This window comes from Shewanella sp. HL-SH5, from assembly GCF_051163755.1.
Lineage (GTDB): Bacteria > Pseudomonadota > Gammaproteobacteria > Enterobacterales > Shewanellaceae > Shewanella > Shewanella glacialimarina.
In genome coordinates, this window is the sequence record NZ_CP195038.1 from 2,768,902 (window position 1) to 2,790,449 (window position 21,548).

At 40.3% G+C, this 21,548-nt stretch carries 21 protein-coding genes and 1 pseudogene; 6 read left to right on the forward strand and 16 right to left on the reverse strand.

Features of this window, described 5'->3' with window-relative positions; all coding sequences use genetic code 11:
• Positions 1-6: 6 nt before the first annotated feature.
• From flgK to ACRWQM_RS12160, 12 genes are all read right to left on the reverse strand, one after another.
• A complete protein-coding gene (gene flgK / locus ACRWQM_RS12105) occupies positions 7-1,932 on the reverse strand; it encodes a flagellar hook-associated protein FlgK (RefSeq protein WP_434930152.1) in 1,926 nt (641 codons plus the stop codon).
• Positions 1,932-3,122, reverse strand: a complete 1,191-nt coding sequence (flgJ, locus tag ACRWQM_RS12110; RefSeq protein ID WP_434928723.1) for a flagellar assembly peptidoglycan hydrolase FlgJ — start codon at positions 3,120-3,122, stop codon at positions 1,932-1,934. Before flgJ ends, flgK begins: the two co-directional genes overlap by 1 nt.
• Positions 3,123-3,182: 60 nt before the next feature.
• Positions 3,183-4,283, reverse strand: a complete 1,101-nt coding sequence (locus tag ACRWQM_RS12115; RefSeq protein WP_434930154.1) for a flagellar basal body P-ring protein FlgI — start codon at positions 4,281-4,283, stop codon at positions 3,183-3,185.
• 10 nt (positions 4,284-4,293) lie between these two features.
• A complete protein-coding gene (flgH, locus tag ACRWQM_RS12120) occupies positions 4,294-4,971 on the reverse strand; it encodes a flagellar basal body L-ring protein FlgH (RefSeq protein ID WP_434928721.1) in 678 nt (225 codons plus the stop codon).
• 9 nt (positions 4,972-4,980) lie between these two features.
• The gene (gene flgG / locus ACRWQM_RS12125; RefSeq protein ID WP_226410474.1) at positions 4,981-5,769 is read right to left on the reverse strand and encodes a flagellar basal-body rod protein FlgG; all 789 of its coding nucleotides are present in this window, start codon (positions 5,767-5,769) and stop codon (positions 4,981-4,983) included.
• 11 nt (positions 5,770-5,780) lie between these two features.
• Complete coding sequence (flgF, locus tag ACRWQM_RS12130; protein WP_434928720.1) at positions 5,781-6,524, reverse strand: flagellar basal-body rod protein FlgF; 744 nt, start codon at positions 6,522-6,524, stop codon at positions 5,781-5,783.
• Between the two features lie 271 nt (positions 6,525-6,795).
• A complete protein-coding gene (gene flgE, locus ACRWQM_RS12135) occupies positions 6,796-8,160 on the reverse strand; it encodes a flagellar hook protein FlgE (protein ID WP_434930156.1) in 1,365 nt (454 codons plus the stop codon).
• Positions 8,161-8,222: 62 nt separating this feature from the next.
• Positions 8,223-9,011, reverse strand: coding sequence for a flagellar hook assembly protein FlgD (flgD, locus tag ACRWQM_RS12140; protein WP_434928974.1), 789 nt, complete (start codon positions 9,009-9,011; stop codon positions 8,223-8,225).
• 24 nt (positions 9,012-9,035) lie between these two features.
• The gene (gene flgC, locus ACRWQM_RS12145) at positions 9,036-9,452 is read right to left on the reverse strand and encodes a flagellar basal body rod protein FlgC (protein WP_434928718.1); all 417 of its coding nucleotides are present in this window, start codon (positions 9,450-9,452) and stop codon (positions 9,036-9,038) included.
• A gap of 2 nt (positions 9,453-9,454) precedes the next feature.
• Positions 9,455-9,853, reverse strand: a complete 399-nt coding sequence (gene flgB / locus ACRWQM_RS12150) for a flagellar basal body rod protein FlgB (protein WP_434930157.1) — start codon at positions 9,851-9,853, stop codon at positions 9,455-9,457.
• A 126-nt stretch (positions 9,854-9,979) separates the two neighbouring features.
• Positions 9,980-10,819 (reverse strand): CheR family methyltransferase, encoded by an 840-nt coding sequence (locus tag ACRWQM_RS12155; protein WP_434928716.1) that lies wholly within the window; start codon positions 10,817-10,819, stop codon positions 9,980-9,982.
• 104 nt (positions 10,820-10,923) lie between these two features.
• Positions 10,924-11,844, reverse strand: a complete 921-nt coding sequence (locus ACRWQM_RS12160; protein ID WP_434928715.1) for a chemotaxis protein CheV — start codon at positions 11,842-11,844, stop codon at positions 10,924-10,926.
• A gap of 545 nt (positions 11,845-12,389) precedes the next feature.
• On the opposite strand from ACRWQM_RS12160, the pseudogene ACRWQM_RS12165 reads away from it, so the two are divergent.
• From ACRWQM_RS12165 to ACRWQM_RS12180, 4 genes and pseudogenes are all read left to right on the forward strand, one after another.
• Positions 12,390-12,509 (forward strand): annotated as a pseudogene (locus ACRWQM_RS12165) (flagellar basal body P-ring formation chaperone FlgA); the annotation flags it as partial.
• A 60-nt stretch (positions 12,510-12,569) separates the two neighbouring features.
• Positions 12,570-12,944, forward strand: a complete 375-nt coding sequence (gene flgA / locus ACRWQM_RS12170; RefSeq protein WP_434932035.1) for a flagellar basal body P-ring formation chaperone FlgA — start codon at positions 12,570-12,572, stop codon at positions 12,942-12,944.
• 71 nt (positions 12,945-13,015) lie between these two features.
• Positions 13,016-13,348 carry a flagellar biosynthesis anti-sigma factor FlgM gene (flgM, locus tag ACRWQM_RS12175; RefSeq protein WP_226410483.1) on the forward strand — a complete coding sequence of 111 codons (333 nt, stop codon included), beginning with the start codon at positions 13,016-13,018 and terminating at the stop codon, positions 13,346-13,348.
• A 133-nt stretch (positions 13,349-13,481) separates the two neighbouring features.
• Positions 13,482-13,907, forward strand: coding sequence for a flagella synthesis protein FlgN (locus tag ACRWQM_RS12180; RefSeq protein ID WP_434928713.1), 426 nt, complete (start codon positions 13,482-13,484; stop codon positions 13,905-13,907).
• A 54-nt stretch (positions 13,908-13,961) separates the two neighbouring features.
• On the opposite strand, the gene ACRWQM_RS12185 is transcribed toward ACRWQM_RS12180, so the two are convergent.
• The 3 genes from ACRWQM_RS12185 to ACRWQM_RS12195 form a co-directional block, all read right to left on the reverse strand.
• Positions 13,962-14,522: a chalcone isomerase family protein gene (locus ACRWQM_RS12185; RefSeq protein ID WP_434930159.1), complete on the reverse strand. Its 561-nt coding sequence runs from the start codon at positions 14,520-14,522 to the stop codon at positions 13,962-13,964.
• Between the two features lie 81 nt (positions 14,523-14,603).
• The gene (locus tag ACRWQM_RS12190) at positions 14,604-15,083 is read right to left on the reverse strand and encodes a DUF2947 domain-containing protein (protein ID WP_434928711.1); all 480 of its coding nucleotides are present in this window, start codon (positions 15,081-15,083) and stop codon (positions 14,604-14,606) included.
• 112 nt (positions 15,084-15,195) lie between these two features.
• Positions 15,196-17,679, reverse strand: coding sequence for a 6-hydroxymethylpterin diphosphokinase MptE-like protein (locus ACRWQM_RS12195; RefSeq protein WP_434930161.1), 2,484 nt, complete (start codon positions 17,677-17,679; stop codon positions 15,196-15,198).
• 435 nt (positions 17,680-18,114) lie between these two features.
• Between ACRWQM_RS12195 and pseB the strand changes: the two genes are divergently transcribed.
• Together pseB and pseC are read left to right on the forward strand one after the other, a co-directional pair.
• Entirely contained in the window at positions 18,115-19,113 is a 999-nt protein-coding gene (pseB, locus tag ACRWQM_RS12200; protein WP_226410488.1) for a UDP-N-acetylglucosamine 4,6-dehydratase (inverting), read from the forward strand.
• Complete coding sequence (gene pseC / locus ACRWQM_RS12205) at positions 19,113-20,270, forward strand: UDP-4-amino-4,6-dideoxy-N-acetyl-beta-L-altrosamine transaminase (protein ID WP_434928709.1); 1,158 nt, start codon at positions 19,113-19,115, stop codon at positions 20,268-20,270. The genes pseB and pseC overlap by 1 nt, the downstream gene beginning before the upstream one ends.
• Positions 20,271-20,329: 59 nt before the next feature.
• Here the strand turns inward: pseC and ACRWQM_RS12210 are convergent, their stop codons facing one another.
• Positions 20,330-21,547 (reverse strand): class I SAM-dependent methyltransferase, encoded by a 1,218-nt coding sequence (locus ACRWQM_RS12210; RefSeq protein WP_434930162.1) that lies wholly within the window; start codon positions 21,545-21,547, stop codon positions 20,330-20,332.
• Position 21,548 lies beyond the last annotated feature (1 nt).

Consider the following 21,548-nt stretch of genomic DNA (forward strand, 5'->3'; position numbering starts at 1 on the left):
TACCTCCTAACGAACCGAGCTTAATAAAGTATCGAAAATGGTTTGTGCTGTTGTCATTATTCTGGCGGATGCTTGATAAGCTTGTTGAAAACGCATTAAATTTGCAGCTTCTTCGTCAAGGTTGACACCTGATTCACTTTGCACTCGGTTATAAGCTTGCTGAAAAATAGCATCCGCTGACCCCGCTCTCACTTCAGCAGCTTTTGTTTTACTGCCAATATCTAATTTAGTGTTTTCAAACACACCGACGAGCGTGGTTGTTCCACCGTTCATTAATTTGGCGTCAGCCATTTCTGCTATTGCAACTGCATTGCTGTTATCACCTTCTGCAAACGATAGATCGAAAGTAAAGCTGTCAGTGACACCTGCTGCAGATGTGTCATCAATTTCGATGCTGAAGCCATAACCGGTATTGACTGTAGGAGGCGTAAAAGCGCTTGGCCCCGCTAAAGAAGTGCCTGATGCATTAAAAACTTCAAAGGTATTGGCAGCACTATCTACGCGAACAGTAAGTTCACTACCTGTAAGAGGAAACCCTGATGTAGCACGATTAACAGTACTTACCTTAACTTCCATTTCACCAGAGTTTGCAACATCTGCAGTAATTTTGGGCCCTGCTGCAGCAATACCTTTAGGGTCGGTCATTATCATGGTTAACCCAGCAGCTGCACCAGAGGTTGGGCGGATTTCAAACTTGTCGCCATCATTCATTGCACCAGTGCTAATATTGATAGTAAAGCCGTCACCACCGACTAACTCTCCAGGTGGATTTAATGTCAATGGGCTAACTTTACCTGTTTGGGTATCAGTTAATTTATAAGTCGCCGGCGCGGTGAAAGATAAGTCATAGCCACCACCACTTAACTTGCCAACATCATCAACATTGACGCTAATTTTTGCATTACCTGTATTAGTAGAGAACTCACCAACCCTTCCAGATGACATTAATGGATCATTAATGTCGCGAAATAGGTTTTTGCCAACATTGCCATTTAAGTCGAACCCTTTTGACTGCATTTCATTAAATGCATCAGCAATACCTAAAGCCAGCTGGCCTAGCTCTTGGCTGGCAGGCACTAAGGTTTCTGAACGAAAATCAAATAAAGCACCTAACTGTCCACCTAACTTAGAGGGATTAATAATCAGTGACTGATTACCGGTACTTGCGGTGATACGGGGTTCATTTGGATAAGGGTCTCCAGTAGTTACGCCAACTGACATCGACACTTCGCCCGATACCAACATCACAGACCCGCCTAACATAATAGACTTAGCACCGGTGTCTAATGGAATGACGTTCACCTGAGCATACTGGCTAAGCTCTTGAATTAGTGCATCTTGTTTATCTAACAATTGACTGTCATCACCACTAGACTTCATTAGTTCTAAGTTGAGGTTGCCCAACTCTTTACTAATTTCGTTAATGCGCACCGTCATTGACTCAATCTGGCTATTGGTTTGTTTAGTTTGATTATCTAAATGCGATTGCATTTGATTCATCGTTTTGGCCAATTGTTCGGCTGAACTTAATGCACTGCTGCGGATCCCTATGTCTGTAGGTAAATCAGCTACGCTATTAATACTGCCAAAAAAATTATTGAGTCCTGCAGGTACCATATTGCCGATTTGTGAATAAAGTTGATCCAATTCACTCATCTTTGAATAAGTCGCCTCAGCACCACTTAAGCTAGTTTGACCAATGCGTAACTCACGGGCAGCGAATTCGTTGTACACTCTTTTAACATCAGTGACATAAGTGCCAGTGCCATAAAAGCTATTGCCTAATCGTTGAGACTCTGTACTTGCTTGGTTCGCCACCTGACGGTGATAGCCTTGGGTATTAGCGTTGGCAATATTATTACTGGTAACCGCCAATTGTGATTGCGATGCCTGTACACCTGTACGAGCAATATTCAGTAGATCGATAGCCATTATTTAGTCTCCACAGGTATTACGGACTTAAGTCCTTCAGTTACAGACTGCATTACGCTGATCACTTTTTTGGCATAGTGTGGATCGGTGGCATAACCCGCTTTTTGCAAAGCATGAATAAATTGACGCGGCTCACTGGCCACTTTGCGCGCATCTTGATAGCGATCGTTTTGAGAAATAAACGACACAAAATCATTAAAACTTTGCTCTAAGCTTTCATACATTCGAAAATCAGCACGTTGTTGAACAGGAATACCTTTTTCAAACTCAAGTGTATTCACTGTTGTTTTATCACCTTGCCAACGTTTATCGGCTTTAATATTGAATAGGTTGTTGCTCATACTGCCATCTTGTTTACGAATAACTTTTTGACCCCAACCCGTTTCAAGTGCCGATTGAGCGATTAACACTTCTGGTGTTGTGCCTAACTGCTTAGCCGCTTTTTCGGCATGGGGATACAACACAGATATGAAGTGTTGTGGATCATTAAATTTATTGATTACCTCAGTTATTGAAGGTGTAGATGCTGTGTTAAGTATTGGTTTACTTATACGCTTTGAACTTACTACAGACTTTTCTTCCGCAGTAGATGCGACCGCTGTAGGCAATACTTTGCCGTTAAGATGATCTGTGCCACTTGGCGATACCTTGCCGGCTAAGATTGAATCCATGGTTTGTTTATCTGAAATTGACGACACAGGTGTTGCCATTAAAATGTCGCTTTTACCAGCTAAAGTCTGCGAACTGCCTAGATTGTTGTTCGCAGTCCAAGACGGAGATAAAGAAGAGGTGTTGAGCTCATTTGCGCCATTCACAACCATAGCTGGAATGACATTCCCATCTATATTGCCACGCAATACTGATGCAGGTGTCATAGGGCTATCCTCAGGAGAAAGCTGCTGGACCATTAGCTCTGCTAGGCCCAGCATGCCTTTGTTTGATAAATCCATCGACATTTGTTGGTCACGCATTTGCTCATAAAAAGCTGTGGCGTCACTATTAAAAGGGCTATCTGACTTAAATGCTTCGTTGGCATCTCGCATGCTTTTCATCAGCATTTGAATAAAAATACCTTCGAACTGTTTAGCCACTTCTTTAAGCGCGCCCTTCTCGTCTTTCTGGGCTTGAGCACGAAGTGAATCCAGTCCCCCTAGATCCAGAAAGTGCGAAGAATTTGACAGCTTTTCCATAGTAGTCCCGTAACAGAAGTCGGTCTTATTTAAATAATCACTTTAAAAAAGTGCCAATATTTAAATGATGATAAGTTCACCATGCAAAGCGCCTGCCACCTTTAATGCTTCAAGAATAGCCAGAACGTCTGAAGGAGCTGCACCGACTAAATTCACTGCGCGCACTAATTCATCTAAGGTGGTTCCGGGGTTAAACATAAACATACGTCTATCATCTTGTTGTACGTCAATAGTCGTGTTGCTGGTAACAACGGTTTCTCCCCCAGCCAAAGCATTAGGTTGAGACACTTGTGTTGCTTCAGCTATAGTGACTGTGAGTCCACCATGGGTAACCGCTGCGGGTAGCAATTGCACATTTTGGCCCACAACTATGGTGCCGGTTCTAGAATTCACTATCACTTTGGCTGACTCGTCAGCTGGTTCAACCTCTACATTTTCTAAGGTCGCTAAAAATGACACTCGTTGTGAGGCATCTCTTGGCGCACTAACTTGAATTGAACTGGCATCTAAAGCTCTCGCCATGCCTGGTCCTAACAAATCATTGATGGCATCTGCGGTTCTCTTAGCGGTAGAAAAATCAGCCCGGCGTAGGTTGAAGGTTAGGTGATCACCACTTGCAAACGGTGATAGCACACTGCGTTCTACAATTGCACCACTAGGAATACGTCCAACTGTTGGGGTGTTCTGTATAACGCTTGAACCGTCTAAGCCATCGGCGCTAAAGCCACTTACCACTAAACTGCCCTGTGCAATGGCGTAAACATTACCGTCGACCCCTTTCATAAAGGTTTGAATCAAGGTTCCGCCACGTAAACTTTTAGCCTCACCAATACTTGATACGGTGACATCTATTGTTTGACCGGGCTTAATGAAAGCTGGCATGTCAGCGTGAACCGCAACCACTGCAACGTTTTTCACTTTAGGTCTAACTGAATCGGGTAAATTTATACCGAAGTTCTTTAACATGGTTTTAAAGGTTTGTTCGGTGTACTGAGTCTTCTCACCAGTACCAGGCAAGCCAACAACAAGCCCATAACCAATCAGTTGGTTACTACGAACACCTTGCACATTGGCAATATCTTTAAGACGCTGTGCTTCAGTGGGTGTGGTAATGACCATACATGCAGTGAAAATCAAGGCTAAAATAGGTTTAATATTCATGTTCTACCCCTTAAAAAGGCCACCACTCACCCATAAAGAACGAGCTTAACCAGCCCACTTTTTGGGTATCGGCAAAGGTGCCGGTTCCGCTATATTGGATACGAGCATTAGCTACTCGTGTTGATTCGACTGTGTTATCTGGTGTGATATCTTGGCTGCGCACAATACCCGTCACGCGAATAAATTCATCGCCATTATTGATAGAGATCCATTTCTCGCCTCGAATAACCAGGTTACCGTTACTCAGTACTTGCATTACATTGGCAGAAATACTGCCATCTAAACTGTTCGATTGATCAGCATCAGCTTCACGTTTGGTATTCATGCTGTCTGAATAGCGTAAATCTAACGGCACCCCTTTAATAGAGACATTACCGCCACCCGCATAAAGCGGTTCAACACTCAGGCCGGTATTCTTCTTCATTTCATTGTTAGCACTTTTGGTCGCCTGGGTAGACTCTTTCAATACAACGGTAATGATGTCACCTACCTTGTGCGCACGAAGATCCGAGTACAAACTTGAAGCTTGTGAATCTAAAAATATAGATCCCGTCGCCACCACTTGAGTCGAAGGTTCTTCTGGATAAACAGGCGCGTAAAAAGGATCATCTGGGATCGGCTTTTTCTGAGTAGAACTGCAACCGACTAACAGCATGGCTGTTGTAGCTAAAACAAGAAGTTTACTCATCACTGCCCCCTAAAGATTTTGATTAACATAAGACAGCATTTGATCTACCGCTGAAATAACCTTCGAGTTCATTTCATAGATCCGCTGACTTTGAATTAAGTTAACTAATTCTTCTGTCACATTAACATTCGATGTTTCTAATGCGCCTTGACGGATTGCCCCTAAACCATTTTGTGAAGCAGTACCTTGAATAGGCGTGCCACTGGCACCGGTTTCGGTATAGAGATTCTGACCCAGTGGATCAAGTCCAGACGGGTTGATAAAGTCTGTCATGGTAAGCTGACCGATTGTCTGATTATCTGTTGCACCAGCCAATTTAACTGACACTTCACCCTCAGCAGAGACAGTAATACTCATAGCATCTTCAGGAATAGTAATTGGCGGTTGCAATACGTAGCCTGAACCAGGGGTAACAATTTGCCCGGTATCATCTAAGCTAAATTGACCATTACGGGTATAGGCTGCTGTGCCATCAGGCATTTGGACTTCAAAGAAACCAGGACCTTCAATCATTAAATCTAGTGAATTGTCGGTTGTGAGCATGTTGCCCTGGGTAAACACTTTTTGCGTAGCAACAACTTTGGTACCCGCACCTAGATTTAAACCATTAGGTAACTTGGTATTGTCGGCACTGATCCCACCGGCTTGGTTAATTGTTTGATAGAGCAAATCTTCAAATACCGCACGGCCTTTTTTGTAACCTATGGTGCTAGCATTCGCCACATTATTTGAAATAACCGCAATATCTGTTTGTTGGGCGTCTAAACCCGTTTTACTAATCCACAGAGCTGGATGCATAATAAATACTCCTAACCAATTCTTAGTAACGATGAAGATGAGCGATCTGCTTCTTCTGCATTTTTCATCATCTTCACTTGCATTTCGTACTGACGCTGAATATCTATCATCGCCACCATTTCATGTACAGGGTTAACATTACTGCCTTCAACAGCACCACTTTCAACTTGTACCATGGGATCTTTGGGTGCAGGCAAACCAGACATTAAGCGAAATAAGCCATCTTCACCGCGCATCATTTGATCATTGCCCGGATTAACAAATTTAATTCTGGCTACTTCCTCAATCACTTCAGCTGTCGCTCCCTGAGGGCGAATTGAAATAATGCCATCTTGTGAAATATGAACTTTATCGATTGGCAGTGGCAAAACAATAGGGCCTGCATCGCCCATAATTGGCGTATTACGACTATTAACCAGCAGTCCAGTACTATCGAACTTCAAATGTCCTGCACGGGTATAAGCTTCTGACCCATCAGCCGCTTGCACTGCAATCCAGCCATCACCTTTAATGGCAATGTCTAAGTCATTACCAGTCTCTCTGATAGGACCTGGAGAAAAATTAGACCCAGGGCTTTCAATCATTGAAAATACTCGCGTAGGCAAACCTTCGCCAAACGCCTGCATTGACCTTGCTTGGGTCATATCCGATTTGAAGCCATCGGTGTTGGCATTGGCTAAGTTGTTCGCACGAACGGCAAGAGCATTCATGCCTTGCTTTGCACCGCTCATTGCAACATACAAAAATTTGTCCATTTGCCGCTCCGTCAATAATGCTTTAAATAAAGATACTAACTAGACAAAGCAAAGGGCATGCCAACAATCACGGTAAATATAAGTAACTGATTTAATTAGGTGGGGATACGATTTAAAACATAGTATTGTGAATGAAGTGTCAAAAAAACACCGATAAGAGAAAGTGAAAAAAAATAATGAAAATAAAAGGCAAGGTGTTGCCGCTATGGGCAACACCTTATTAAAGCTAATATTATAAAAACCAATGAAACGAGTGCTGTCAGGAAGCGTATTATCTGATCTGCAATATCGTTTGGTTCAAGGTATTGTTAACTTCAAGCGTACGGGAATTGGCTTGGAAGTTACGTTGGGCAGAGATTAAATCAACTAATTCTGTAGTTAAGTCAACATTCGATTGTTCAAGTGATGAAGAACGAATACTTCCGAAAGTACCGCTATTTGCTTCGCCCGCTAATGCAGGGCCAGAATCTAAACTCGCCTTCCAGGCAGTATTCCCTACCTGAGTTAAACCTTGCTCATTTGCAAAGCGAACTAAAGCGACTCGCGATAAAGGCACAGTAGAACCATTACTATAGCTTGCTGTGACTAAACCATCAGCACCTATACCTACGTTAGTTAATCGACCTACTGTTGTACCATCTTGAGTTAACTCAGTGACTTCAAATGGTGAGGCATATTGTGTCGGATTATTAAAATCAATCGTAACAGCCTGAGAGCCATCAGCTCCAGGCCCTAATACATTGGCACCAGTAACACCCAGTGGCAGAGTTTTTATCACTGTAGGATTGCTACCGGTATAAGTACCAGAGTCATTAAACTTTATGACAGATCCTCTCCAACCACCTGCAGTTTGTGCATCACGAGGTGCACCATCAACTAAACCATCACCCGTAGTATCAACACTATATTGGCCTGCTGCACCGTCTAAACTTACTGGTTTACCATCAATGGCGTAAAATGCAACCCAGTTACTTTCACCTGTGTAAGAACCGTTTTCAGGCTTAATAAAGTAGCTGGTCATGATATGCGATTCACCCAGAGAGTCATAGATAGTCACTGAAGTAGAATTATTAAATGTATCTGCATTGTCAGGATCAAATGCAGCAGGGTCTAAAGGTGACTCACCGACATTTAGATTCATCTGTAGGCCGACTTTACTAGACATAATAGGACTTCCTGCTGTGTCTGGTACTTTAATTGCCTGAGTAGTGGTTAAACTCACTGAAGTCGAATTACCGTCCTTATCCACAGGAAAGCCCTGTAAAAAGTTGCCCGCTGAGTCAACCATATAATTGTTTGAATCAACCTTAAAAGCGCCTGCTCGGGTAAATGATTGGTCACGTGTGCCAATCCCTGATGAGGTCACAAAAAAACCTCCACCACTTATCGCCATATCCAAAGAGTTACTGGTAAGCTGTAAACTACCTTGGTGAAACTGTTGTGCTACTTGAGTTGTAGCAACACCGCCACCGACTGCAGTTTTGCTGTTAGAAAAAATTGAGTTAGCATACACATCGGCAAACTCCGCACGAGACTCCTTGAAGCCTATGGTATTTACGTTTGCAATGTTATTGGCTGTGGTATTTAGATCTTTTTGAGCGGCTGCAATACCACTTAATGCGATGTTAAAAGACATATTTCACCTCGAGTAATCAGGTTTTCTTTAATGACAATTTCTTGTCACAAGCGTTATTAAATTTATGATTCGGACACCGCAAGTACATCGGTCAATTTAATGCCACCAATACCTCGAAGATTGAGAATCGCCCCAGTTGCTGCTGTACCTAATGAAACACTCGTCACATGTGCATAAGTAGAAACAGGTAAATCTTGAGATTGTCCATCGACTTTACCGCTAGCTTTAATGACGTAAGCACCTTCAACCACAGGTTTACCATTTTTATCTAAACCGTCCCATGTCACATCGACGTTTCCGCCTGCACTGCCATCAATATCAAAGGTCTTAATTAACTGACCTGATTCATCTTCAATACGAATGCTTATTTTATCAATAGCAGCAGGTGTACTTACCACACCTTTAAGTTCAGGACTTGCCGGCGAAATAGATCCAGTGTCTGATGGGATCAACACTTTGCGCCCAACTAAACTAGAAGCTTGTAATGCCTGGCTTGAACTCATTACACCATTCAAATTGAGAATTTCTTTATTTAAATTTGAAATACCATCAACTGTTGAGAATGAAGCCATTTGAGCAATCATTTGATCATTATCAACTGGCTTAAACGGATCTTGCATTGAAAGTTGCTGACTAAGCAGTGCAAAAAAATCTTCCTGCTTAAGCATTTGATCTTTCGCTGCAGGAGTTTCAGGCGCATCAGGTAAACGAATACCATCTAGAAATGGATTACCTGTTGTCGTACTCGCCGTGTTCGATTGGACGGTATTTTTACTGACCGTACCGGTATTAGACAATGCAGATGCCTGTTGTGGCAAAGATTGGCTACTATATGGATTAACGAGGCTCATCATTTACCTCCTACAATAATCATGTTATTTACCCATTCTAAGTGTTTGTTGCAGCATTGTTTTAGCTGCATCTGCGACTTGAACATTCATTTGATAAGAGCGAGAAGCTGAAATCATATCAGCCATTTCTTCCATTACATTTACATTAGGCTTATAAATGAAACCGTCACCATCGGCCATAGGGTGATCTGGTGAATATTCTTTAACCAATGGCTTATCACTTTCAACAATGCCACTGACATTAACGCGATGAGAACCTGATTGCTGATGACTAGCTTTAGACATTTCAGCTTCAAATACAGGATGTCTAGCACGATAAGTTTGATCAATACTACTGGAAACAGAGTCAGCATTAGCAATGTTACTTGCGGTGGTATTTAAGCGGACAGACTGTGCTGTCATACCTGAACCGGCGACATTGAATATATTAAATAAGCTCATGATTAATCACCTCGTAATGCTTTACGCATACCTGAAAACTTACTTTCTAAGAATCCCAATGACATTTGGTATTCAATAGAGTTTTGCATAAAGGCTGATTGTTCTTGTTGCATATCAACCGTATTACCATCGCCAGTATCAGGCTGGTTAGGGACTCGGAATTTGACATGTTGCTGACTGAGAGCAGTTAAATCAAAATGCTTTTCATTGGTAGCGTTCATCGTTAAACCTTTCTGACGAGAACTAGCAGCTTGCATTGCTGAGGCAAAATCGACATCGCGTGCCTTATACCCTGGGGTATTCGCATTCGCTATGTTACTTGATAGCACTTCAGCGCGCTGTGCCCTGACACCAAGGGAGTATTGATGTACCCCAAGTGCATTATCAAAATTAATCGCCATAAAATTGCCTCCATCAGCTAACTGATAGATATGAAGCAAAGGTTATGCCAATTATTTAATCAATGGGAGGATATATAGAAAGGAAAGCATGTGAAAAAAGTAACACATGCTTTTCAATAGGTTAAGCTAGGTTTTCTTTTGGTAATATATACCAGGGTTACAGCGGACCATGTCAAATTCTTCTGTTAATCCGGAAATAGATTCTGATGCCCCAAGAAATAAAATACCTTTTGGGTTTAAAGCGGCAGCAAATTGCCGCAAAATTTTAGCCTTTGCCTCAGGCGCAAAATAAATCAATACATTACGACAAAAAATAATGTCGTATTTTCCTAAAAGCGTATAACTTTCAAGTAAATTATGCGCTCTAAAATTCACTAACCGCTTAACATTATCTTTGACTTTCATGTTGCCATTAGGCAAAGCATCAAAAAACTGACGTTTACGTTCTTCTGATAATCCACGCGCCAATGCCAAGCCATCATATTCAGCATTTTTACAACGTTCAAGCATCGAAGGTGACAAATCAGTCGCTTGAATAGTCACACCACCAGGCAGTGCACCTGGCTTGCGTTGTTGATACTCTAAAGCGGTCATTGCTAATGAGTAAGGCTCTTGCCCTGAAGAACAAGCCGCAGACCAAATACGCAATGAACGACCTAACTTAGAATATTCAGGTAGTAAAGTATTATGTAATAAATCAAATGGATAACGATCACGAAACCACAATGTTTCATTGGTTGTCATCGCGTCAATCACTTCCGCACGTAATTGACGTTCGGTGGGCTTCATTGAATGCTTAACCACTTCAGATAGCGAGGGTAAACTGTATTTGCCCATCAATGGTGCTAAACGGCTTCGTACTAGGTATTGTTTATTTTCACCTAAAACGATGCCGCTGTGTTGTTCTAAAAACAATCTAAATTGATTATATTCTGCTTCTGCGAGTGATTTATCTGTCACATTCACATCCTAATATAATGAGTTATATTTGCCCTATCATTAGAGCTTTTACGCATAACTAACATTCATGAATTTTCATGCTGCCTACTGCGTTGAATAGACAAAAAAGATTACAAACTTAAATGTTTGTTTACCGCTGCGGCTAATTCATCAGGATTAAACTTGGCAATAAAGTCATTTGCGCCAACTTTTTGTACCATTGCCTGATTAAATACGCCACTTAAAGAAGTGTGTAACACAACCTTAATATTTTTTAACTTAGGGTCATCTCTAATTTCAGCTGTAAGGGTATATCCATCCATTTCAGGCATTTCAATATCGGAAATAATCAACGGGATCTCTAACGATACATCATCCATCTCTTTAGCTATAGCCTTGAGTTTGTTCAGTGCTTCTCTACCATCTTTGGCGGTATCAATTTGTAAATTTAAAGACTCAAGAGAACGAATAATTTGCTTACGTGCTACAGCAGAATCATCTATCACCATGACATGATAATTTTGTTCTCTGTCTATGGTTAATGTCTTATCAACTTCTTCACTGATTGCCGTTTTAACAGGAGAAATTTCATCAAGAATTTTTTCCACGTCTAAAATTTCAACCAACTCACCTTCAATTTCAGTAACAGCAGTCAAGTAAGAATAACGCCCAGCACCTTTTGGCGGAGGCATAATGGCAGCCCAATTCATGTTGATAATACGTTCGACAGAACTGACTAAGAAACCTTGAACACTGCGATTGTATTCAGAAATGATAATGAAGCAATTCTCAGTAGAAGTAAGTGGACGTCCACCTGTTGCAGCGCTTAAGTCAATGACTGAAATAGTGGCACCACGAATGTGTGCAACCCCTTTAACAAACGGGCTCAGTTTAGGTAACTTAGTTAACGGAGGACATTGAAGTACTTCCTTCACTTTAAACACGTTAATACCAAAGCGTTGACGGCCATTAAGCTTAAACAACAGTAACTCTAATCGGTTTTGGCCAACTAATTGAGTACGTTTGTTGACTGATTCCATGATACTCGACATAACACTGCCTTTTTTTATTAAAATATCCGAATAAATAGATACTAGCTTGTTTTACTTAAAAACATAAATCGAATCATGATTTGTCTTGCTTAGGAGGATTAAATTTGTCCTTCCTGCTGCTTATGATTCGACTATGCACTGGGTCAAGCCAATAACTTACTACCGGCATGATTATTGCTTTTAAATTATATTAATTGCATTGACAGAATAAATAACGAGATAAGTCAATATATTGTCGCTACAGCTTAGCAAACTATGCCGTATTTGATATCAAATAAGCACATACATAAGCGGCATCAATATTTTCAAAAGACTCTAGATCAATTTATTCTTTTTATCTTTATAGAATTTAAGTATAGGTGCATTCTGGCTAAACAAGCTAGTATCTTCATTATGAAAATATATTTTTTGTTATTTTTTTATTTATTGTTCAATTCATTAGCTGCTTTTGCTGATGAAGAAGCTAGCATACCCTCTGTATCGACCATAAGTGAGATGGCTGAAGAGGCTGTTAGAAAAAAATCCAATTAACACCTGATGCTAAGTTGATAATTACCCCTCAAAATTTAGAAGGTCGCTTAACGCCTCCGCGCTGTTATAAGCCATTAACAATCGAACTTGCAAGTGATCGGGACATAGCTAGGAATAATACGGTTAAAATAAGTTGCAACAGTCCTGACTATGATTATCCTTGGCAAATATTTTTATCGGTGAGAGTCGAAATCATGTATCCCGTTGTGGTCGCCAGTGAAATTATCTCGCCGGGCATATCACTATCAACACAACAACTGCACATAGAATATATTGATCAGTTCAGCCTTAGAGGTCAATTTTATTCTGACATCAAAGCCGTTTTAGGCAGTAAAACTAAAAGACGTATTAGTAAAGACGCGCCGATTTTAAATAGTCATTTATGCTTTGTGTGCAAAGGTGATGCTGTATCAATATACGCCAGGAGCGAAAACCTCCAAATTAAAACATTAGGTGAAGCGATGCATGACGGTAGTATCGGTGAATCGATTAGAGTTAGGAATGCAAATTCAAGCAGAGAAATAGAAGCTAGGGTAATTGGTGTTGGTGAAGTAGAAGTAAGAATGTAAAATAGATTAAAGTTTTTTTCTGCTAGGTCGATAGCCTATTTGGAAAACCAAAATTAACGCTGGAGCCACTCATGGCAATTGACATTAATAAACTTAAAGCTGCAACTTCGACACCAATGCAAACGGCACGAGATGCTAAAACGACAGGTAATACCGCTCAAGCAGCTCCCAAAGCTGCCACTGTTACAGTAAAGACCGACTCTGTTAGCATTACGCCTCAGGCGCAAGAGTTGCAAAGTGTGCAGTCAAAAATGGCTAGCCTACCTGAAATCGATCAAAAGAAAGTAGCCGAAATTAAACAGGCTATTTCGGAAGGCCGTTATAAAATTGACCCTGAAAAACTTGCTGCAAATATTGCAAGCTTTGAATCAGAGCTAAGCGGGCTTAAGTTCCAAGAAGAGTAGTAAAGCACTCAATATTGCTGTGTGCATGAATGTTTGCTGTAGTCTATTCTTCTGAGCTGAAATAAATCAGAATACCGGTGCCTAATGGCATCATAGACAAGTGTTTTTCAAGCAAAACAATTCGAGTAATAGCATGGCTGAACTATCTACACTGCTCTCCCACCAGCACGGCATATTGACGTCGCTGAAGTCACTTATATCTGCAGAAAAGCAAGCGCTGCAAGACCAAAATGCCGACAAGCTGTTGAAACTTGCCCAAGAAAAGCAGCAATGTTTGATAGCACTGCAAACTAATGACCAGTCGATGGCTAATCACCCTGAGCATGCAAGACTGACATCAGACCCCGAGCTTATTGAAAAAGTCACTTTATCGAAAAGTCTTCTTGCTGAATGCAAAGATATTAATCAGCAAAACTCTAGCTTAATAGAACTGAATATCGCTAGTTTAAATAGATTTTCTCAGGCACTGCAAGCCAGTCGAAATGCATCAAGTTTAACCTATAATGATAAGGGTAAAACCTCGACGATTTCGACTCTGGGTAATGATTTCAAAGCATAAACGTAAACTAGGTTTATGTGTAAAGCGTCACAGAACCAGCGTTTAATGAATTATCTATTGCCCTAACATATCTTGTTTTAAGCTTTTTTGAGCAGGCTTATCCCCTAACCAAATTTTAATAAGCGCTTGACGAAATAACTCACCAGGGATTTCCCCCTGTGGCTGATCATTTTTAAAACTTGCAACCCCTTTATCCCTTGTTAATACAAAAGTAAATTGGTCACCATCGTTAATTTCAGCGCTAAATAATGCCATAAACTGGTCTATTTCAGTTTGTAAGTGCACACTATTTCCATCAGTAGCCTCATCAAACCCATCTTTAATGGCATCGGTCATCTTATCTGAGGTGATCATCTCTGAAGTGATACGCAAACGGATAACCGCAACGGGCATTTCAATTACTTTTTCCAGCTCAGATTGAACAGATGTAAGGTATAAACTGCCAATATACAAATCCATGAAAAACTTACTGCGAACCCCAGCACCATTAAGGGCTAAAGATTGCTGATTAACGACGATGGAATCGGGCACGTTTATGCCAGATACCATTTTAGCTTGCAGAATTGGACTAACGAATAAAGCGACGGCTAAACCTAAATAGGATAATAATTTCATACTAAATATTCTTGTTGGATAAATATTTGAATTAAACTGAGCACAACTTAGCTAAGCTAAAATTACGGAAATAAAGAATAGTTAGCCGCGAGTGCCTAATTTATACTGTCCGTTTTGCTCAAACATAAGCGCTTGTTTTTGGGTAGGAGAAACCAATAAAGGGCCATCATCAAAAAACAGAAAACATTTCCAATTACGGACAAACACATCCCAACGAGTTTCGATAACCTGGTACTTTTCATAACAAAAATAAACAGTTGTATCATCACTCCATTGAATATGCTCAATGATAGCTTCAGGTAGCACATTATCACTCGCATCCCAAGCCGCTTGCCAGTGTTCAGTCGCGCTCCATGCATCCTGTTTCACCGGCCAATCACCTTTAGTGAATTGTTCTGCTCGGCTGCTTTTATTACTTATCCATTTGTTCCAGACTTCCATTGCGCTTTTATCAGATAAAGGCTTAATCATCACTTTATCCGTTTCGCTAACTGGTAAATCTTTATGGTTAAAAATCCATTTACGTTTATAGTTCTCAAATGAAATATAAGTATGTCCCACACGACCCCACTATTGAAATGTATAATTTATTCGCCTGCCATTATACGGTTTGACTGACAACAAAGGAAATTATGGTTATCGATAACTAACTGTTCAGCATTGATTGTGTTTATTAACCACCAATCTGCTGCAGATAACGCATTGCAGCTTGATTTTTGACATCTAAGTTCAATACATTTTGAAAACATGATTTAGCGCTATCAATTTGGTTCATTTCAGCGAGAAAAATACCGAGTTTTAGCAATACAAGAATATCCTCAGGGTACTTATTTAAATAGTCGAGATAAATATTTAACGCTTCCTGCGGTTTATCACTCAATCTTAAAGCATGAGCATATTGTGGTAAGTATTCATCGCTATAGTGGATTATTTTTGCAAGGTATTCGGTTGCCAGCTCTAGCAGATTTAGTTTTAGAGAAAGCTTAATAATCTGTTTAAACTCAGCTTCATGACAAAGGTTTCTCGGTATTTTTAATATTATGTCTAACGCTACCTCAGTATTTTCCTCCAACATTAACTGATAACTTAGCGCTAAATGGTAAAGTCGAGAAACCTCTGAGTCTGTTGCTATAAAGGGGAAAGTGTATTCGACAATCTTAGAGATACCGAGCAGATGCTTATTATGCAGTAATATTTGCAGTTTTTTAAAAGCATTATCTATAAATGGTACGATAGACTCACCTGTATCATCTATAAACTCTTTGACGATAAATTGGTCATAAAACTTTTTTTGAGTCTTTTTAATCTGTTCCAGTTCGATTGTTGCTAAGTTTGCGTATTGCTGAGGCTGCTTGGCCTGCCAGAGAACAGATCTTCCCCATTGTTTATCGTTATTCCACTGTTTGCATAAAGCGGTGACATCACTTATTGATTGATATTCATTAATCCGAGAATCAACACGTTGTACAGCAGAGGCTATTAACGCTGATATTTCAGCAGAGATGGCTTTAAATGCTTGGTAGTAAATGCGAGTGTGGTTAACAACATCTTGCTGTGACCACTCTTCCTTTTTCTTTGTCGACAAAAAGTGCGAGAACTCATAATAACCATAAAATTTAATAAGATGGGCAAGTGAAATAAATTTTTTATTAATACTCTGCTCTATCTTATCGATTTTATCTGCCAACGCTGGAATAGCTTGAGGCTTTTTCTGACTTTTTTCTATTTTGTTATTAAGTACTAATGCTTCTGACACTAAGACGTTAAGTTGTAGCAGTTTATTTTGAGTTGTAGTGAGAGCATCTAAGGTATCACTTAGGCACTTAAGTTTTTCTTGTGTAGATATCTGATAAGTTTCAGGCTTTAACATTTGCCGCTGTTTATCCGTTATTGGCTTAAGCTTAATATCGTGACAAGCTTGATATCGCACACCTTTTACTTTAGCAGCATCTTGAGATAAGTTAATGTAAGTGGTATTTTTTTGACATGCCACAGAAGCCTGTAATGACTCTATTGCATGCATTAACTGAATTGGGGTTTCGGCCATCTCACCAGAATAGGTTTCCACCCATTCAAGCATCACACCAATGTTAGGGCCTAAACTTGCACCATAGGTCCCCTGAGTGTGTGTTACGCCTTTTTGAGAATGACAAAAATCGACACCACACAGCAAAACTTGCTTAAAACCCATTTCAGTTGCAATTTCAATGGCACTGTTGGTTACGGTCGGACCAACTGATTTTATATTGTCTTCGTCGCTATCGTTGTTCCAGGGTAAACGCTGACCAGTATAGAGTGCTGCCCCCCTCCATTGACCCATTATTTGAGGTGCAACATGGTAGGAATTAATCAGTAAAGCATCATGTTCTAGCTGCATAAACTCTTTATTGACATCAAAACTGTGAGATTGCGGATCTACTGATACCACAATATCAGCTTTGATATTAACTTTAGTTAGTTTGCCAACAACTCTAGAGGCAGCTATGACGACTAAATTGTCTGCGTTGTCTCTAATCCAATTAATAGAATTATCTAAAGATGGCCCTCCGCCTAGTACAATACAGCTTTTACCGACAAACTTTTTCTTTAAAATTTTAGCTGGAATAAGATTTTCGGCTAAGTTATCTAGCTGAGCCCTTACAAAGACTTTCTGATTAAACCCAATGCTTTGTTCGAAATACTCATGATCAAGTGCGGTTTCAACCTGAGCGTTAAGTTCGCAGTACGACTCCAGGTAATTCCCAGCTACGGCTATTGCACGATGGATTTTAAATTTTTGCTTCACAATATAAATATTGTTTTCACGCTCTTTGATGAGGGCAGAAAAACGCTCTGATGAAGTAACACACAAGTCGTCCTGCAGAGCTTGGGGGATATCTATTGTCAGCAGAGCCAAAACTTCAGGCAATTCAACGAAAATATATTTACTCCCCTTAGCGAGTGGCCGTTCCATGATGTAATTAGCTAATAGGCCAGAGTCTAAACCTATGATGACATGTAATGTGTCAACTGCGCTAAAGGCGTCCTTAAACTTTTCGTCATACAAAGAAACTGAGTCAATTTTTTCGAAGGTATGTCGATTAACGCTGGGTAAATAACCTTCGTTAAATTGACTTATGGCAAATGTTTTGGCTATTTCTGATGGTGTATTAAGCATGGTGCCCTCAGCGATTAATTATCCACAGTTTCTGTCAATTAATTGTCATGTTAATCGACTAATCAATCCAATTTAAACAGTTTATCTAAAATTCCTTTTTTAAGTGCGATATTTATGCCACAAGGAGAGACAAAACTGAATTTATAGTCATTTTTTTAGAAATTGAACCAAATAACTAATTTTCATACCCCATAAGAAAAATAAGGTTAGACAATTAGAATTAAGTTACTAAGATTACAAATGTTTATAAGTTTAATTGCTAAAATTGCACTATAGATATGAATAGATTAATGAGTAACTGTTTTAATTAAACCCATTATGGTGCAGAAATTGCTTCAACGGTATGTTGGGTTAACAAGAAAAAGTTGTCTTTTGCCAGCTTAATATCGACATAAAAAGAAAGCTGGGCGACGAAGACAACAATTTGGAGAGTACATGTTTGATAATAAATCGATTCTAATAACAGGTGGTACGGGCTCATTTGGTCAGAAATATACTAAGACAATTTTAGAGCGATACAAGCCTAAGAGGTTGATTATTTTATCGCGCGATGAACTCAAACAGTATGAGATGCAGCAGGTCTATAATGCCCCCTGTATGCGATACTTTCTTGGCGACGTCCGTGATGGCGATCGCATGATGCAGGCCTTTAAGGATGTGGATTATGTCATTCATGCCGCGGCGATCAAGCATGTACCTGCAGCTGAATATAACCCGATGGAATGCATTAAAACCAATATTCATGGCGCCGAAAATGTCATTAAAGCGGCTATTGCTAACAAGGTGAAGCGAGTCATTGCGCTTTCTACCGATAAAGCTGCTAATCCGATAAACCTTTACGGTGCGACCAAGTTAGTTTCCGATAAATTGTTTGTCGCCGGTAATAATATTGTTGGTGAAGGCGAAACACGATTTTCAGCGGTTAGATACGGTAATGTGGTTGGCTCGCGCGGTTCGGTTGTGCCCTTTTTTCAGCAATTAATCCGAAATGGCGCAACATCACTACCGATAACTCACCCAGATATGACACGTTTTTGGATCACCCTACAAGATGGGGTTGATTTTGTACTAAAGAATTTCCAGCGTATGCAAGGCGGAGAAATCTTCGTACCTAAAATACCATCGGTGCATATTACTGATTTAGCTGAAGCTTACGGCCCAGGTCTTAAGCATGATATTGTTGGTATTCGCCCAGGTGAGAAAATGCATGAAATTATGTGCCCTGCTGATGATTCACATCACACCATCGAATTTGATGATCACTTCGTGATAACGCCAAGTATTTCCTTCTTCGACCGTGAGCATGATTACTCAATTAATCAACTCGGCGAAAATGGCTCCCTGGTTAAACCGGGGTTTGAATATCACTCTGGTAATAACCACCATTTTTTATCTACCGCTGAAATAAAAAACTTGGATGAGGAGAGTGTTTAATGATCCCCTACGGACGACAAGATATAAATGCAGCAGATATCGAAGCTGTCATTAGCGTCTTAAATAGTGATTATTTAACCCAAGGCCCTCAAGTACCTCTATTTGAAGCTAATATTTGTCGCGAAACTCAGGCCAATTTTGCCGTGGCAGGAAATAGCGCAACATCGATGCTGCACGCAGCCTGTCTAGCATTAGGGGTTGGTAAGGGAGATATTGTTTGGACAAGCCCTATCACTTTTGTCGCCTCGGCCAATTGTGCGCTCTATTGCGGCGCGGACGTCGATTTTGTTGATGTGGATCCCTCAACAGCCAATATGTGCCCCGTTGCATTAGAGAAAAAACTTCTTGAGGCCGCTAGGTTAGGAATATTACCCAAGGTTATTATTCCTGTGCACATGGCTGGCCATAGTTGTGATATGCAGGCCGTATCTAAGCTAGTAAAGCCTTATGGTATAAAAATCATTGAAGATGCCGCGCATGCTATTGGTGGACACTATGCTGATATGCCTATTGGTAGTTGTCAATTTAGTGATATTACCGTTTTCAGTTTTCATCCCGTTAAAATCATCACCACAGCCGAAGGAGGCGTTGCGACCACAAATTGTCTGCAACTTTCTCAAGCAATGCAATCGTACCGCAGTCATGGCATAACTAAATCCGCAGATGAGATGCTAAGACCTGATGAAGGTGATTGGTACTATGAGCAACATAATCTTGGGTTTAATTATCGGATGACAGATTTACAAGCAGGATTAGGTAATAGTCAAATTACACGCTTGAGTGAGTTTGTTGATAAACGTAATCAATTGGCTAAACGTTATGAGTTACTACTTAACAAGTTAGATATTAAATTTATTCAACCTCTTAATCACTGTCACAGCGCCTATCATCTGTTTATTGTGCGCTTGCCTGCAAATATCGACCGTAAGTCTGTCTTCAACCTAATGCGCTTAGCTGGGATTTGCGTTCACGTACATTATTTCCCTGTTTATCTTCAGCCTTTTTATCTACAAAAAGGCTTCTTGCCTGGTCATTGCCCTGGAGCGGAAGCTTATTATAGTCACTGTTTAACGTTGCCTCTTTACACAGAGTTAACAGAAAGTGAACAGGATTTTATTGTCAGTAATCTTACTGACATTTTAAGCCTTATCAAATAACCATTATTTCTCTTACCCAGAAGTAACGGCAAGTGAGCAGAATTTTATTGTTGCCACGTTCATTCAAAATCTGAATAAGGATCGATGATTTGAGCGTGCCAATTTTGAGACAGTTTTGTCATTCTTTCTCTAGTCGGCGCATAAATTGGCACAATATAGACAGTATTAGCCACCAGTTCTAATGCAGTGCTAGATAAAATCTCTTGTCCCGCAAAGGTGTGACCTGCAAGCTCATAATCATAAAGCATTATTTGTTGATTCTCTATTGCCTTGAGTATTGAAGGATACGATTGTATTAATAAATAAAAATCTCCACCGATACCCCATAACCCGACTTTTTCTTGCTGCGTTAGCTCCTGCTGGATCCGATTAAATAGAGCACTCAAGTAACTATTATATTGAGAAAAACGCTGTTCAACAGCAAGCTTAGCCGAGTGTTTTATAGCGCTATGGTGACTTATTTGCGCCGTGGTCACTTTTTTTAATAGCAACAATAATCTGGGAATATTACCTGTGGTTAGCTGCTGTTGATTGATAATTTTCAGACCCGCTTTTTCAACAATCAACTTGAGAGAGTCTTTAGTGTAATAATGAATATGTTGGCCATGAACTATATTGGTCACTCCCAAGTTATCTGTAAAGGCATCTGGACTGCAATCTGGCACTTCGATGAAAATAATACCGTCCTCAACTAAACATTCGCTCATTTGCGTTAAATAACGCACAGGTTCGACTATGTGCTCAAGAACATGTGTGCTGATTGCGATGTTGATTGGATATTTAGCAAAATGAGGCAGGATTGTATCCAGTTGATTTAAGTTAGCAGTAATATGTTCGACTGTATTCGATTGTATGTGGTCGTGAAAATCTACACTAGAAAGCTTGATTGAAAACTCTTTAAATTGACTATCAATATGCTTCAGCGTCGCACCACCACCCGCGCCAAAGTCAACAATATGCGCGCCCATTTTTATATAGGATGCGAAAAACGCTGACATCTCCTCATAGGGAGACTTCTCTCCTTCAGGAGTATCACACCACATATCAGGCTCTAACGTATTGGAAAAATAAAGTGCACCAAATATTGCGTCAGTATAAGGGATGGTTACTTGAACATGGCTGCAATGCTGGCACTGTCCAATAGGGAAACGGAGCACTTGTCTTTTGAGTTCTTTAGCCAGCTTATTCCAAATACCGGAAGTCAGTGTATCTATATTTTGCCATGCGGTGTGACCGCATACTTTACATGATGTTTGCGTCGCAACTATCGTGCTCATC